General features: G+C 40.5%; 12 protein-coding genes. All 12 read left to right on the plus strand.

The features are described 5' to 3' along the window. The first annotated feature begins 2 nt into the window (after nt 1–2). The 12 genes from CBW18_RS16310 (at nt 3) to CBW18_RS16365 (ending at nt 14,722) form a co-directional block, all read left to right on the plus strand. Entirely contained in the window at nt 3–2,363 is a 2,361-nt protein-coding gene (locus CBW18_RS16310; protein WP_088302398.1) for a polysaccharide biosynthesis tyrosine autokinase, read from the plus strand. Nucleotides 2,364–2,400: 37 nt separating this feature from the next. Beyond that, nucleotides 2,401–3,924 (plus strand): lipopolysaccharide biosynthesis protein, encoded by a 1,524-nt coding sequence (locus CBW18_RS16315; RefSeq protein WP_088302400.1) that lies wholly within the window; start codon nt 2,401–2,403, stop codon nt 3,922–3,924. Between the two features lie 8 nt (nt 3,925–3,932). Continuing rightward, nucleotides 3,933–5,573, plus strand: a complete 1,641-nt coding sequence (locus CBW18_RS16320) for a hypothetical protein (RefSeq protein WP_088302401.1) — start codon at nt 3,933–3,935, stop codon at nt 5,571–5,573. A gap of 47 nt (nt 5,574–5,620) precedes the next feature. Then, nucleotides 5,621–6,670 carry a glycosyltransferase gene (locus tag CBW18_RS16325; protein WP_088302403.1) on the plus strand — a complete coding sequence of 350 codons (1,050 nt, stop codon included), beginning with the start codon at nt 5,621–5,623 and terminating at the stop codon, nt 6,668–6,670. Nucleotides 6,671–6,827: 157 nt separating this feature from the next. Next, nucleotides 6,828–7,874, plus strand: coding sequence for a glycosyltransferase (locus tag CBW18_RS16330; protein WP_088302405.1), 1,047 nt, complete (start codon nt 6,828–6,830; stop codon nt 7,872–7,874). A gap of 12 nt (nt 7,875–7,886) precedes the next feature. Continuing rightward, nucleotides 7,887–8,438: a hypothetical protein gene (locus CBW18_RS16335; RefSeq protein ID WP_088302407.1), complete on the plus strand. Its 552-nt coding sequence runs from the start codon at nt 7,887–7,889 to the stop codon at nt 8,436–8,438. Nucleotides 8,439–8,458: 20 nt separating this feature from the next. Next, complete coding sequence (locus CBW18_RS16340) at nt 8,459–9,646, plus strand: glycosyltransferase (protein ID WP_088302408.1); 1,188 nt, start codon at nt 8,459–8,461, stop codon at nt 9,644–9,646. A gap of 9 nt (nt 9,647–9,655) precedes the next feature. Further along, on the plus strand, nt 9,656–10,669 hold the full coding sequence (locus CBW18_RS16345; RefSeq protein WP_088302410.1) for a glycosyltransferase: 1,014 nt from the start codon (nt 9,656–9,658) through the stop codon (nt 10,667–10,669). A gap of 20 nt (nt 10,670–10,689) precedes the next feature. After that, a complete protein-coding gene (locus tag CBW18_RS16350; RefSeq protein WP_088302412.1) occupies nt 10,690–11,925 on the plus strand; it encodes a glycosyltransferase in 1,236 nt (411 codons plus the stop codon). A gap of 6 nt (nt 11,926–11,931) precedes the next feature. Then, the gene (locus CBW18_RS16355; RefSeq protein WP_088302413.1) at nt 11,932–12,498 is read left to right on the plus strand and encodes a WcaF family extracellular polysaccharide biosynthesis acetyltransferase; all 567 of its coding nucleotides are present in this window, start codon (nt 11,932–11,934) and stop codon (nt 12,496–12,498) included. Between the two features lie 174 nt (nt 12,499–12,672). Beyond that, complete coding sequence (locus CBW18_RS16360) at nt 12,673–13,989, plus strand: WcaI family glycosyltransferase (protein ID WP_088302415.1); 1,317 nt, start codon at nt 12,673–12,675, stop codon at nt 13,987–13,989. Nucleotides 13,990–14,008: 19 nt separating this feature from the next. Continuing rightward, nucleotides 14,009–14,722 (plus strand): exopolysaccharide biosynthesis polyprenyl glycosylphosphotransferase, encoded by a 714-nt coding sequence (locus CBW18_RS16365; RefSeq protein WP_088302416.1) that lies wholly within the window; start codon nt 14,009–14,011, stop codon nt 14,720–14,722. Nucleotides 14,723–14,740: the final 18 nt, after the last annotated feature.

Genomic DNA, 14,740 nt, shown 5'->3' on the forward strand with positions numbered 1-14,740 from the left:
CCATGAAAAATAACAATGAACAATTTATTTATACTCCATTTGTAGAGCAGGCGGAGGTAAGGCAAAATAAAATATCAGGTGTGGTAAACAACTTACTTTATCACTGGCCATTGGTTATCTTAAGTTTAATCGTTGCTATCATACTGGCATTTGTTTACATCAGCTCAACCAATTCGGTTTATAATGTAAAAGCTAAAATTTCGATTAACGACAATAAGAATAAGGAAACGAATGTAAAGGAAGCCGCTATGGAACAGCTCTCTCTCTCTACAGGGAGTAAACTGGTGGAAAGTGAGGTTGAAATTATTAAATCACGTCCTTTAATCAGAAATGTAGTTGACTCTTTGCAGCTTTGGGTAAATTATAGCATTAAGCAAAGCCTTAAAACAGTTGATATTTATACTTCTTCACCATTCCGTTTGCAATTGATTAAGCCTAAAACAGCTTTATTCACACAGAATTTTGAGGTTGAAATTATTGATGGGAAGCAATTTAAGATCATGCATAATGAGGAAGAAATCACTGGTCATTTTGGCAAACCTGTAAAAACAAGTTTCGGGAATTTTACTTTACTAGCCACTGATAAGTTAAAAAATTATCAGGGTGAAACCGTTAAGGTAGATATTGTGCCGTTGGAAACAGCGGTTACCGCCTATCAGGAAAAAATATCAACCAGCTTCAATAAAACAGCTCCTATGGTTGAGCTTAATATCGAAGATCAGGTGCCATTGAGGGGAATCAGGACATTAAACACCTTAATTAGTGTATACAAAAGCTCTAATATTCAAAATAAGAATAAGGAAACGCTTACTACTTTAAAGTTCATCGATGACCGGCTGGCATCTTTACGTGGCGAATTATCACAGGCAGAGAAAACGGTTGAAGGTTATAAAAGTAGCGTAGGCTTAACTGATATTTCTGCTAAAAGTCAGTATTACTTAGATAATGCCCAATCAAATGACGGAAAACTTGGTGCCGTAAGCGTTCAGTTGAATATTATCAATGGCATTGAGCGTTATGTAAATTCTGAAAAGAATGCTTCGAGCCCACCGGCAACGATTGGGATAGAAGATCCGGGATTGGTGGCCCTGGTAGGGAAATTAAGTGCCTTACTATTGGAGAAAGACCAGTTATTGGCTACTGCTCCTGAAAGTAACCCGATATTTTATCCGCTTAACTCTCAGATTAAAAGTACCAAAGCGGCAATAAAAAGTTCAATTAGTAATATCAAATCCTCTCTTGTATCGACCAATCGCGAATTGCGGAAGATTAGCTCCGGTTTTGAAAGTTCAATTAAAGATATTCCGGTGCAGGAGCGACAGTATGTGAGTTTCAAACGCCAAATGGATATTAAACAAGGGCTTTATATTTATCTTTTGCAAAAAAGAGAAGAGGTGGCGCTGAGTTATGCATCAACCCTTAAGGATGCACGGATTGTAGAAAATGCCTATGCCGGAAAACCTGAATCGAAGAAAAAGGGACCTTTAACCATAGCCATCTTGCTCGGCATGATTTTTCCGGTGGGCTTATTGTCTTTCAGAAAAAACCTGAGGAATAGAATTTTAACAGTGAATGATATTCAGTTGGGTACATCGGTACCTGTTATTGCTGAATTGATTCATGAAAGCGGTAAGAATGAACTGGTGATGTTGAAGAAAGGGGCTTTTGCCATTACGGAGCAGATCAGGAACCTGCGAACCAATATTTTACAACAAACCAGTGCTTCCAGTAACCAGGTTATTCTGTTTGGTTCGAGCGTTGCCGGTGAGGGAAAAAGTTTTGTCGCCAGCAATTTTGCCTTGTCATTAGCGGCCACTGGTAAGAAAACCATTATTCTTGAATTGGACCTTCGAAAGCCACGGATTGCAAAAATATTCAGGGCTAAAAATTCATCTCTTGGCTTGAGCAGCTTTTTGGAAGGTAAAGCCGCTTTGAATGCCATTATTGAGCCTTCCGTTTTTAATGAGAATCTATCTATTATAGGAGCAGGACCAATTCCGTTGCATCCGTCTGAATTGTTAGAGGGTGGCCGGATGGCTGATTTAATTTCGCAGTTGAGCGCAGAATATGATCATATCATCATCGATTCGCCGCCTATGCACCTGGTAACCGATGGGTTAATTCTGTCGCAGTTTGCAGATGTATGTTTGTATATGGTGAGGCATAATCACACGGCCAAATCAGAACTCAGTTTTATTGAGAAACTGTACCAGGAAGAGAAAGTCAAAAATATGTTTATCGTTTTTAACGGCATTTACATGGATAGCAGATATGGTTATGCATTGGATTATGGTTACTATAGCGAGAAAAGCAATAAGAATCTGGTTTCAGGTGCCTTTACAGATCTTGCCTTAAGATTCTAATCTTTATATCCATTCCACTTTAATTATAAGCTATTTCATGTCCGCTTCAAAAAGAATTCTTTCCGGAACCATCGCGTCCTGGGTACAAATCGCAGTGGCTATGCTGGCGCAAATATTACTGGTGCCCTTATATTTAAGTTACTGGGATGCATCTACCTATGGGTTATGGCTTGCGGTGTTATCTTTTTCAAGCTTACTCAGTGCCTTCGATCTGGGTTTTCAGGAGTATATGGCCTATGAGTTTTTGAAGCTGGGCAGCCGGGTGCCAAAGAAGATAAGTAAATTACTTTCTTCGGGTATGATGGTGGCCATCATTTTAGGCCTGATTCAGATCATTGTGGTCTTGCTGATTTACTGGCTGGATATTCTGCCTATGATTTTTAAAGATCTCGGATCGGCATTAAGGGCAAAGGCCATACAGGCTTTTTATATCCTGTTGATTCAGTCGATCATCTGGCTGCTTTGCAACACGGTTGGTGGTTTATTAAACCGGATCATGGCTACTTTCGGCTATTACCCCCGGATGGCATGGTGGAGTGTACTTACCAATACCGTTTTGTTGCTATCACCAGCCATTTCAGTTGTTTTTGGCGCTAATCTCTTAACCGCGGGAATGGTCATGGCCATTGCCAAAGTGGCTTTTGATCTTCCTGTTTGGTTTGATATGCTGAAGCTGTTGAAGAAACACCATGTAAAAGTGATCAGGCCATCTGTTGCATTGGGATGGACCAGTTTTAAGAAATCTACCAATCTTTCCGTAACCGGATTTTTGGAAAATGTTCGTCAGCAGGGCGCAAGACTAATCATGTCGCCCATTATGGGGGCTACTGGTATCGCGGTATTTTCGACCATCAGAACCGGATCTAATGTAGCATTGCAAGGTTTAAGAACGATTATTAATCCACTGATGCCTGAGCTCATGAATTTTTTGCATCAACGCGATCAGGAAAAAACAGAAGTGGCATTTAGTACATTGTGGTTAGTGACCATCGCCATCATTGCGCCGTGTTTACTTGTGGTTCAAACTTTTATCCCACTAATTTACAACGCCTGGACAAGGGGCAAGCTGAGTTTTGATCCCTGGTTATTTGCCTTGCTTTCAATAGGAGTACTGGTTTATGCATTATCCCAACCCAGTATTGCTGTGGTGAAAGGCAATAATTTATTGAAACCACAACTGATGATTTCTATAATGAGTGCAGTTATTGCTGTAGTCGGAATCTTAATCCTGGTTCCGGTATTGGGCATCAAAGGTGCTGGTATGGCTTTGCTGCTGTCAGAAATTGCGGCATCAGTGGCTTTTACAAAAATTGCGGAGAAGTGGTTAATCAATGCTGGTTTGGAATGGCCTCATCAGGGTTTTAATGTAGCCCTATTATCGGTAGCATTTACCAGTATTGGGGTTGTATTGATGATTATTTTACCAAATGATGAACATTTAATTCTCACCATAGCTTTATTGCTATTGGCCTTTAACCTTTATCGGTACTGGTTAACTTTACCACAATTAGCGGTCATCAAGGCGAAAGCCATTTTAAATGTTTTCGGACATAAAAACTAAACCATATCATGAATATTCCGGCATATCAAAAAGATAAATCCTATTCAAACAGGAAAACCATACCCTTGGTTAAAGTGATGGTGGGCTCCACATTTTTGGGGCAGGCCAAATTTTATTCGAGGGTAATCCTGCTTATTGCCTTGTTTTTTCAGTGTTATTTCTTCTGGACCACTGATAACATTATTGCCATCGCGAATATTGCGATTGTGTGGTTAATCGTAACAGAGTTTATCATTACGGATGATATGATCAGGAAATATCCGTTATCGTTATTTATTGTCATCGGCTTTGCTTCCACACAGTTTTATTTCCCTTTGCTGTTTACTTCACTGGAATTTAAACCCGTGGTTTATAATTTAGAAAAACCGCAGGATGTTTTTTTTCATGCGAGCCTGGTATTAATTGTACTGTTCATCGCACATTATATTTACCGCTGGCTGCCTTTGCAAAGAGATCGGGAATCTTCTATTTTAAAGCGACTTGGTTTTTTTGAAACCCCACAGAATTTACAATTGTGGATTATGGGATTAATTGGTTTTCTGGCCAATATTTATGTCTTGGTTTTTAATCAGTCTTTAGCTACAGAAATCAGTGGTGATGCTTCCGGAAAAGCCATTCAGGCACTTTTTCCCTTTGCCTATGCACCCTACTTTATTCCTTTTAAAGGCTTGTTTGGTGGCGTGGGAAAGGTTAAAAAATCTACCATTTATCTTTTGGTTGGCTTTACGGTTATGCTGTTCATCGTAAGTATTGCGAGGAATAGCCGTGGTGTGTTCATGATCGGTTTCGCATCTATTGGTTTCGCTTATTTTTTAGGCTTGCTCATCGGTATTTTTCGCATTCCTAAAGTGAATTATAAAATAGTTGTTCTGGCGATTTTTGGAATCTGGTTTGTTAACGGCCCGCTTGGAAATTTAGGAACAGCCATGTTGCTTGTTCGCGCTGAACGTTCAGACATCAGTAAAAAGGAACTGATTGAGAAAACCTGGGTGGCGATGAAAGATGATCGGGCCATTGCTTTGCGCCGTTTAGAAGACAGACAGCTGGAAAGCGACTGGGATGAACGTTACCTCGACAATGCATTTGCCTCTCGTTTTGCCACGATCAAGTACAGCGACGCCAGCCTGGTGCAGGCAGAAAAAGTGGGTGAAAATAACCCGCAGATGCGATCACATACCATCAATTACGTATGGGGTGCGCTTCCTGATCCTGTACTTCGGGTAATTAAACCCGAAATTGATAAAGAAAGTTTATATGCCCAATCATTCGGCGATTACATTTATAATCTGGCTGGTGCAGGTAATTCAACCTTTGGTGGTTACCGGTTAGGAAATATGTCAGGCACGGGCATGGCAGCATTTGGATATTGGTACCTGGTTATTCTGGGGGTAGTGATGATTCCGGTATTTATGCTGTTTGATAAATTTATCATCAAAGGGACTTTAAAATACAGGCTTCACGGCCAGGTGGAACACAATATTATATTTAGTGTTTGTGGTTTACTGGCGCTGACTTCTATTTTTCAGTACCTGCCCACAGAAAGCGTTGCCGGGCCATTTACTTTTTTAATCAGGGGATATATCCAAAGCCTGTTTCTATATTTTATCCTGTTTAAATTTTCTGGTTTATTCGTTAAATCCAGCAAATAAACAGCCTGATTTTATCCTCAATCATCCTCAAATTTTAACCGCAGGGAATGCTTAATATTTTATATTTCGGTGATCATCGCCATTTTTCTACCGCATTTCATCGTGCTAAGGCATTAGAAAGACTTGGTCATCATATCATTGGCTATCATAATCCGGAAGAAACCTTACCAGGGTATTTTAAATCTGCCGTAATAAGTGCCATCAATTTTCGGAGTGGCTATCGTTTATTGCAGGGGCATGTGCAGCGGGATCTGGAAAAAATTGTTCAATCGGGCATCAAACCAGATGTGGTTTGGGTAGATAACGGTGAATTTTTCGGAAAGAAATGCCTTCTGATTTTGAAAAAGTTTAATTGCCCAATCATCCTGTACAGCATTGATGATCCTACGGGAAAAAGAGATGGGCGACGGTTTGATAGTTTCTTATCCGCGATAAAATTATACGATTTAATTGCTGTAGTGAGAAAAGAAACGGAAGAAGAATGCAAATCACTTGGTGCTAAACAAGTGCTGAGGGTAATGAGAAGCTATGATGAAATAGCACATGCGCCTTATGAGGATATAGCTGAAATACCATTGGATTTTAAATCAGATGTAGCATTTATTGGCACCTGGATGCGCAATGAAAACCGGGATGAATTCATAAAGGTTTTAATTGATGCCGGGATTTCTGTTTCCATTTGGGGCGATAGATGGCCAAAGAGCCCGCATTTTGAACTGCTGAAACCTTATTACCGGGGACCAAACCTGGGTGGTAAAGATTATATCGCAGCCATACAAGGTGCAAAGATATGTTTGGGTCTGCTCTCTAAAGGAAACCGGGATTTACATACCACCCGATCTATGGAAGTACCTTATGCGGGAGGTTTACTTTGTGCCGAACGCACCAGCGAACATACCGATCTTTACGATGATGGTACGGAAGCTGTTTTTTGGAATGATGCCTATGAATGTGCCACACTTTGTAAAAAGCTGCTGGCAGGAAACGAACTGATGAATATTAAGAACGCCGGAATGAAGAAAGTACGTCACCTTAAATTAGGGAACGAAGATATCTGTAAACAGATCCTTGAAAAAGGATTGTCCATCGCGATTTAATTTCTGTCTTTGCAGTTCGCTGCTTTTAATAATCTCAAAGTATCCGTCACATGGAAGAGATGGCAAAACTTCACATTCCTAATGATAAACATTTAAAAGTTGATGGTTAAAACCATTTGAAGGTTAATGATTTTTCAAACTTATTTTGAATCATGTCATGCTTAACATATTATATTTCGGTGATAACTGGAATTTCTCTACCGCTTACCACCGTGCAAAGGCTTTAGAAAGAATAGGGCATCAGGTAATACATTACCATGCAGCAGAACATTTTCCGGAATTTTTTAAGTCTTCAATTATGAAGGCTATTAATTTCCGGAGTGGTTATCGCCTCGTTCAGCCTTCGGTTCAGCGTAAATTAAAAGAGATTTTACATTCCGGCATCAAGCCTGATGTAATTTGGGTAGATAATGGTGAATTTTTTGGCAGGAAATGTCTTCAGATTCTGAAGCAATTTAATTGTCCGGTGATACTGTACAGTATTGATGATCCGACAGGAAAAAGAGACGGACATCGATTTGATCGTTTGCTTAGTGCAGTGAAATTATACGATGTTATTGCGGTGGTAAGAGGCCAGGCTGCCGAAGAATTTAAAGCCCTTGGTGCCAAAAAGATAATCAAAGTAATGATGGGTTATGATGAAGTGGCACATGCCCCCTACCTGCATAAAGATGAGATCCCTGCGGGATTTAAATCTGATGTTGCATTTATTGGTACCTGGATGCGCAATGAAAACCGGGATGAATTTATAAAGGTTTTAATTGATGCCGGGATTTCTGTTTCCATTTGGGGTGATCGATGGCCAAAGAGTCGGTATTTTAAATTGCTGAAACCCTATTACCGGGGACCAAACCTGGGTGGTAAAGATTATATCGCAGCCATACAAGGGGCAAAGATGTGTTTAGGTCTGCTCTCTAAAGGAAACCGGGATTTACATACCACCCGATCTATGGAAGTACCTTATGCGGGAGGCTTACTTTGTGCCGAACGCACCAGCGATCATACAAAACTTTACGTGGATGGTCTAGAAGCTGTTTTTTGGAATGACGCCTATGAATGTGCTTCCATTTGTAAAAAGCTGCTGGCAGGAAACGAACTGATAAATATTAAGAACGCCGGAATGAAGAAAGTACGCCACCTTAAATTAGGGAACGAAGATATCTGTAAACACATCCTTGAAAAAGGATTATCAAATACGAATTAACTGCTCAATGATATGCTCAATGAAAGGGATAAACAAAGGCAAAGGCGACACCGCAAACGGTTTGAAGCCCGGATAGATGCCTCGGCAATGGTCATTGCAATCAATAGCTATTGCTTAAAACCAGCATTACTGAACATGATTCTTGCTATGCTGGGAGAACTGCCCGACCGTATCCGGTCAAGAATTCACCTGTATGGAATTGATCACGGAGAGGAAGATAATCTGTTTAAAGATCTCGACTTTAAGTCATACACAAAATATGGAGTGCCATTTCATCATGCTGGTCTGGATGGACAAGAGGATTTATCAGCGCATTATGCAGCGATTGACGTACTTATTGTTGCTGAAGATAATGAACCTGGTTTAAATGCCATGAGATTTGCACTATCTGCAGGTTGCTCAGTCATTACAAAAAGTAAAATTGCTGATAAAATTAACCTCCATATCAAAGATCGTTTAAAGGTTATAGACCAGCCATGTGCCCTGGCACTTTCCGGTCATATTGCGGCACTTGCTTCAAAAAGAAGAAAATTTGATTGCGCCTTAGCCAGTGCGGTCATCTAAGTCTTCCTTAAATTAATTATATGCAAATAATATTTTTTTCAAATCCTGATTTCTTCGGATCAGAGAAAAGGCCCGCGTTCTCGAGTATGCCACGTTTTACGAACATGCTCGTTGATGGTATGAGGGATAAATCACATGAAGTAAGTGTATGGACACCAGGCTCTACCTGCTTTGATCTGCCTTTTCCTGCTAAAATGAGAAAATGGATGGGTTATATCGATCAATATGTATTATTCCCGATTCAGGTAAAAAAGCGGCTCAAGAAAGTTAGTCGGGAAACCATTTTTGTTTTTACCGATCAGGCGCAGGGCCCCTGGATGCCACTGGTTCAAAATAGAAACCATGTGATGCATTGCCATGATTTTCTGGCACAGTGGTCTGCCCTTGGCGAAATTAAGGGACAGGAAGTAGGACTGACCGGTAAAATGTATCAGAAATTTATTCGGGATGGCTTTAAAAAAGGAAAAAACTTCATTACCAGTTCTTACAAAACGGATACTGATTTAAAGAAGCTTTTACCCGCAGCAAAAATGAATACTTACATGATCTATAATGGATTGGAAGCATTTTACAAACCACTAGATAAAGTGAAAGTGAGAGCATCTTTGTCGCCGGCGCTGGGTGTTAACCTCAGTAATGGTTATATCCTTCACGTGGGTGGTAACCACTGGTATAAAAACAGAAAAGGGGTAATTGAAATTTACAATGCCTGGCGATCAATAACCAAAAAAAGAATGCCCTTGTTATTGGTGGGGCCACCTCCTGATGATTTTATCGCGAAATGCCAGAAAGATTCATCATACCGCCATGATATCCATTTCCTTATTGGTCAAACGGATGAAGTGGTCAGCCAGATTTATGCGGGTGCATCGCTATTTCTTTTTCCATCATTTGCTGAAGGCTTTGGCTGGCCAAGTGCAGAAGCCATGGCTTGTGGATGCCCGGTGATTACCAGTAATGAAGCACCGATGACGGAGGTGGTGAGTGATGCTGGTTTTTTAATTCCCCTAAGGGATGAAGAAAATCCACGCCAATGGGCTACTGATGCAGCATTGGTGGTGGAAGAAGTTTTAAATATGCCAAATCAGGAAGCGGTGGTGTTAAAATCTTTAGAAAATGCCAAGCGGTTTAATAAAGAAAAGGCAATGGATGACTTTGAACAGGTTTATGATCGCATTGTCAGGTTAAATACATTAGAACCTGCTTAAATTATTGTTATGGTTACCTTAATCAGATCACAAATTCCAAAATCAAGTCCGGATATTTCACATTTAATCGCGTTTGAAGATTATTGTCAGCACAATAGCGGCTGGACAATTAAACAGGGTCCGGTACTTTTTAACCCGCGTTCATTTTCACTGCGGTTTTTTTCGGGTATTCAGGCACTATTAAAACCCATTTTAAGGCGTGTAAAAATAAAAGGAGCGGTGCTTTCACTGGGCCTTCCGTATTACCATTACCTTACTGCCAAAACATTCCCATACTTTGGGACCGATTGCGATTTGAGGGTGCTGTGGACCTATGATGTTTGGGCACCTGATTTTGATCGTGTGGAACAGCTGGTTAATAAGAGTAAGATTGATCTTTTATTACTTTCCTCTTACCAGGCCACCGCACACTTTCAAAAACTGAATCTGGGCAACTGCAAGGTTCACTGGGTACCGGAGACCATTGATGTACACGCCTATCAGCATAAAGAATGGTCAGAAAGATCCATTCATGTACTTTCTTTTGGACGTTCCTGGCAACAGTATCATGAAGTAATTGTAGATGGATGTCATGAACATCACATCAATTACCAGTATCAGGAGCGGTCTGCAACACATGATGTTGCTGTTCACGGCTTAAAGAAGAAACTTCAGTTTCCAACGACTGCAGATTTTACAGCGGGTCTTGCTGATTCGAAAATCTGCATCTGTTTTCCACGTTGTGTTACCCATCCGGCACTGGCCGGAGAAGTATCTACGCTAACGATTCGCTATTTACAGGCCATGGCTTCAAAATGTGTTATCATCGGCGCAGCTCCGAAAGAGATTACCCGGTTGTTTGATTATAACCCGGTGATTGAAGTAGACTGGGAAAAACCTGTTGAACAAATCAGGCATATCCTTGATTATCCGGAAGAATACAGCACGATTGTAGAAAAAAATTATCAAATGGTTCATCAGCATTTCCACCATCAGCAGGCGATAAACCAAATCAATGAACTGGTTAAAGCCAATTTAACCTAAAATATAAATTTATAATACTAATGAGCCAGGAGCCAGTGCAAAAGATTCTTCATATCGTATCATCTATGGACCCTAAAGAGGGGGGGGTATGTCAGGCCGTAAGAACAATTATTTCGGGTTTAGCTACCCGTAACATTTACAGTGAAGTAGTGAGTTTAGATAATGCAGAATCATTTTTTTTTAAAGCGGATCAGTTTACGGTACATGCCTTAGGGCGTGGAACAGGACCCTGGAGATATAATAAAAGGCTTACCTCATGGTTTGTAACCAATTTATCTTATTTCGATAAGGTAATTGTTCACGGACTTTGGACGTATATGGGTTTTTCGCTACAGAAAGCAATCAAAGCCTTATCCTCAAAAAAAGAAGAGAAAATTCCGAAGGTTTTTGTGATGCCCCATGGCATGCTTGATCCTTATTTCCAGCGGGCTGCGGGCAGAAAACTGAAAGCCTTAAGAAATGTATTTTACTGGAAATTTATTGAACATAAACTCATTAACCTTGCCGATGGTATTTTATTTACCTGCGAGGAAGAGGCGGCCCTGGCAAAGCTGCCCTTTAAACCTTATCAACCAAAGAAAACTTATATCACTGGTTTAGGGGTGGAGCATCCGCCGGCATATGTAGAGGAAATGAAGGTGGAGTTTGAAAGCCGGTGTCCTCAGTTGGATCATGCCCCCTACCTTCTTTTTCTCAGCAGGATAAATGAAAAAAAGGGAGTTGATTTATTATTGGACGCATATCAATCGATTGTAGAATCTGTTGAGGAAAATCCCCGTTCAGGGCTTGCGGGCCTGTTACCAAAACTAGTTATCGCGGGGCCGGATCTGGAAAGTGAATTTGGAAAGAAGATTCAAAACCAGGTTAACAGTAATCACTTGCTTAGAAAATCGGTCATTTTTACAGGCATGCTTTCAGGGCTTTCTAAATGGGGGGCTTTTTATGGCTGTGAAGCTTTTATCCTGCCCAGCCACCAGGAAAATTTCGGAATCGCCGTAGTAGAAGCTTTAGGGTGTGCCAAGCCGGTTTTAATTTCCAATCAGGTCAATATCTGGCGTGAAATTAATGAAGATGGTGGCTGTTATGTGTTTAACAATACCATTGATGGTACCCGTAAGCTATTGGAATCATGGGGGCAGAGCTCTTATAAAACAAAGAAAATGATGTCGAAAAATGCTTTTTATTCTTTTACCAAAAACTTTTCTACCACGCCGGCCACCACCCGGTTTGTAGATGCAATTTCTAATCCGAACTAAGCAATCATGGAAACATCAACCTTAATCGCCAGTGATCTTTCGAAATTTGACATCGGAGATTATAATGCTGGCACCAAATGGAAAATTATACTTTGGTATCCCATCAATTACTTCATCTTTAACAGCAGTATCCCCTGGCCTAATATGTTTAAATCATGGTTACTTCGATTATTTGGAGCCCATGTTGGAACAGGCTTAATTATCAAGCCCAGGGTGATTATCAAAAACCCACAGAAGTTAGTCATTGGAGATAACTGCTGGCTTGGCGAATCTGTTTGGATTGATAACCTGGATAAAGTAACGCTTGGTGATAACGTCTGTATTTCTCAGGGAGCGATGTTGCTTACGGGAAATCATGATTACAGTAAGATGGATTTTCCGTATCGCCTGGGTGCTATCACCTTAGCGGATGGCGTTTGGATAGGTGCAAAATCGGTTGTGTGCCCGGGCATCACCTGTTTATCACATGCTATCCTTACCGTAAATTCGGTAGCCACCAAAAACCTGGAACCCAGAAAAATATATTCAGGTAATCCAGCCGTTTATCTCCGTGATAGAAAAATCACAAACTAATATAACTGGTTTTTGCCAGAAAAATAATTCAGCTAACCACCTGTCATTCAGCTATGCCATCAACAATATTGATGTTAGCAAAGTTGATGATACCCATTAAACCTTGTTACATTCATCAGCCTTAAGCATGTTATGATGCCTGATGCTGGATTGTGACCGCTCAATATTAACCTTATGGAACAAATCAACGTCGCTAAAAAACGCATTTTATTGCTTGGCATCAATTTCTCGCCTGAGCTTACCGGTATTGGAAAATATTCCGGTGAGATGATTGACTGGCTAATTAAGGATGGCTATGACTGTACCGTGGTCACTTCATTTCCATATTACCCAAACTGGAGTGTTCAAAAGCCGTATAGCGGGCTGTTTTATAAAAAGGAGGTTAACGAAAATGGCGACCTAAGGGTATACAGATGCCCGCTTTATGTGCCTTCAGTACCTACAGGAAAGAAAAGGATTTTACATGACATCAGCTTTTTCATCACTTCATTGGTCATGATGCTTTATCTGCTGTTTAAACCCAAAAGTGATTATGTTTTTTGTGTGGCTCCACCTTTTCATTTGGGATTTTTAAGTGCATTCTACTGCTTTATAAAAGGAAGCAAAATGATTTACCACATTCAGGATCTGCAAATTGAGGCGGCCAGAGATCTTGGCGTCATTAAAAACCAGTCTTTATTTGCCATGATGCTTAAAATGGAGAAGTTCATTATGAAAAGAGCAACATACGTTTCAACCATTTCAGCTGGGATGTTAGAAAAGGTCGCCTTAAAAACAGATAAGAAAATCCTGATGTTTCCGAATTGGGTAGACGTAGATGAATTTCATCCCATAAACAGGAGGGCGGAGTTGAAACAACAATGGGGCTTTACTGCTGCAGATAAGATTGTGCTTTACTCTGGTAGTATTGGAGAAAAACAGGGCCTGGAAAGTTTAATTTCAATTGCCAGTGATTTTCAGCAGCATGCATCCATTCAGTTTATCATTTGTGGAAACGGACCATACCGTAACAAATTGCAGCAAATGGCCACTGATCAAAAGCTTTTTAACATTAGCTTTTTACCCTTGCAACCCCTTCATATTTTTAATGAATTTTTAAATATGAGTGATGTTCACCTGGTGCTGCAAAAGAAAAATGCCTGTGATTTAATGATGCCTTCTAAACTGGCCGGAATACTTTCGTCAGGTGGTTTGGCACTGGTTACGGCAGAGCAGGGAAGTACACTACATAAAATTATCAGGGAACATAACATGGGCGTGGTGATTAATTGTGAGGATGAAAGTCTGTTGGCCAGTACCATCCTGGCCTGTTGTTCTGGCGATCATCAGACCAGAACCTTGAATGCCCGTGCATATGCCATGCGGGAGCTTAACCGTGATGTGATTTTAAGACGCTTGTTTTTGGAATTGGAAACGGGCGTAGCATTAAAAACACTCCTTCCTGAGGTTAAAGAAATTAAAACGGAGCTGGTTTTTAGTAATCAGAATTAAGGCTCAACAATAACTGAACATGAATAATTTAAATCTACAAGACGAATCGATTATAAACCATTACCAAACTGAATTGACAGGCAATTTAAATGATCAGCTGATCTCAGATCCATCACTGGAAATGACAGACAGCTCATATGTATATCAGCAACAACTAAAAAGGCTTTTTGATATTCTGTTCAGTTTAACGGTATTAATTGCTTTTAGCTGGGTATACGTCATTATAGCCTTGCTGATCAGAACAGACAGCCGGGGCAAAGTGATATTTAAACAGCAGCGCACAGGTAAAGATGACCAGGCATTTTGGTGCTATAAATTTCGAACCATGGTGGTTAATGATCATGCACACACCAATCACGCACAGAAAAATGATTCCAGAATTACCGGTATTGGCCGCTTTTTAAGAAAATCAAGTTTAGATGAACTGCCACAGTTTTTCAACGTACTGATGGGATCGATGAGTGTGGTTGGTCCGCGGCCGCACATGCTGAAGCACACACAGGAGTACCGTGAAACCATTGATCATTTTATGGTTCGCCACAGCATTAAACCTGGTATTACGGGTTGGGCACAGGTGAAAGGCTTTAGGGGAAATACCACCGGAAATGAAATGATGGAAAACCGGGTAAAGCATGATATCTGGTATATCGAAAACTGGTCAAATAAACTCGATCTAAAAATTATCATGCTCACCGCAAGGCAGGTTTTGAGGGGACATGAAAACGCATTTTAAAAGGAACATAAAATATTT

The sequence above is a fragment of the Pedobacter sp. AJM genome (assembly GCF_002197755.1).
In the GTDB taxonomy this organism is placed as follows: Bacteria; Bacteroidota; Bacteroidia; order Sphingobacteriales; family Sphingobacteriaceae; genus Pedobacter.

Coding starts and splice junctions, on each gene's coding strand:
- CBW18_RS16325 (WP_088302403.1), top strand. CDS start 5,621: ATGCTTAATATTTTATATTTCGGTGATCATCGCCATTTTTCTACCGCA.
- CBW18_RS16340 (WP_088302408.1), top strand. CDS start 8,459: ATGCAAATAATATTTTTTTCAAATCCTGATTTCTTCGGATCAGAGAAA.
- CBW18_RS16310 (WP_088302398.1), top strand. CDS start 3: ATGAAAAATAACAATGAACAATTTATTTATACTCCATTTGTAGAGCAG.
- CBW18_RS16345 (WP_088302410.1), top strand. CDS start 9,656: ATGGTTACCTTAATCAGATCACAAATTCCAAAATCAAGTCCGGATATT.
- CBW18_RS16330 (WP_088302405.1), top strand. CDS start 6,828: ATGCTTAACATATTATATTTCGGTGATAACTGGAATTTCTCTACCGCT.
- CBW18_RS16335 (WP_088302407.1), top strand. CDS start 7,887: ATGCTCAATGAAAGGGATAAACAAAGGCAAAGGCGACACCGCAAACGG.
- CBW18_RS16365 (WP_088302416.1), top strand. CDS start 14,009: ATGAATAATTTAAATCTACAAGACGAATCGATTATAAACCATTACCAA.
- CBW18_RS16315 (WP_088302400.1), top strand. CDS start 2,401: ATGTCCGCTTCAAAAAGAATTCTTTCCGGAACCATCGCGTCCTGGGTA.
- CBW18_RS16360 (WP_088302415.1), top strand. CDS start 12,673: ATGGAACAAATCAACGTCGCTAAAAAACGCATTTTATTGCTTGGCATC.
- CBW18_RS16350 (WP_088302412.1), top strand. CDS start 10,690: ATGAGCCAGGAGCCAGTGCAAAAGATTCTTCATATCGTATCATCTATG.
- CBW18_RS16320 (WP_088302401.1), top strand. CDS start 3,933: ATGAATATTCCGGCATATCAAAAAGATAAATCCTATTCAAACAGGAAA.
- CBW18_RS16355 (WP_088302413.1), top strand. CDS start 11,932: ATGGAAACATCAACCTTAATCGCCAGTGATCTTTCGAAATTTGACATC.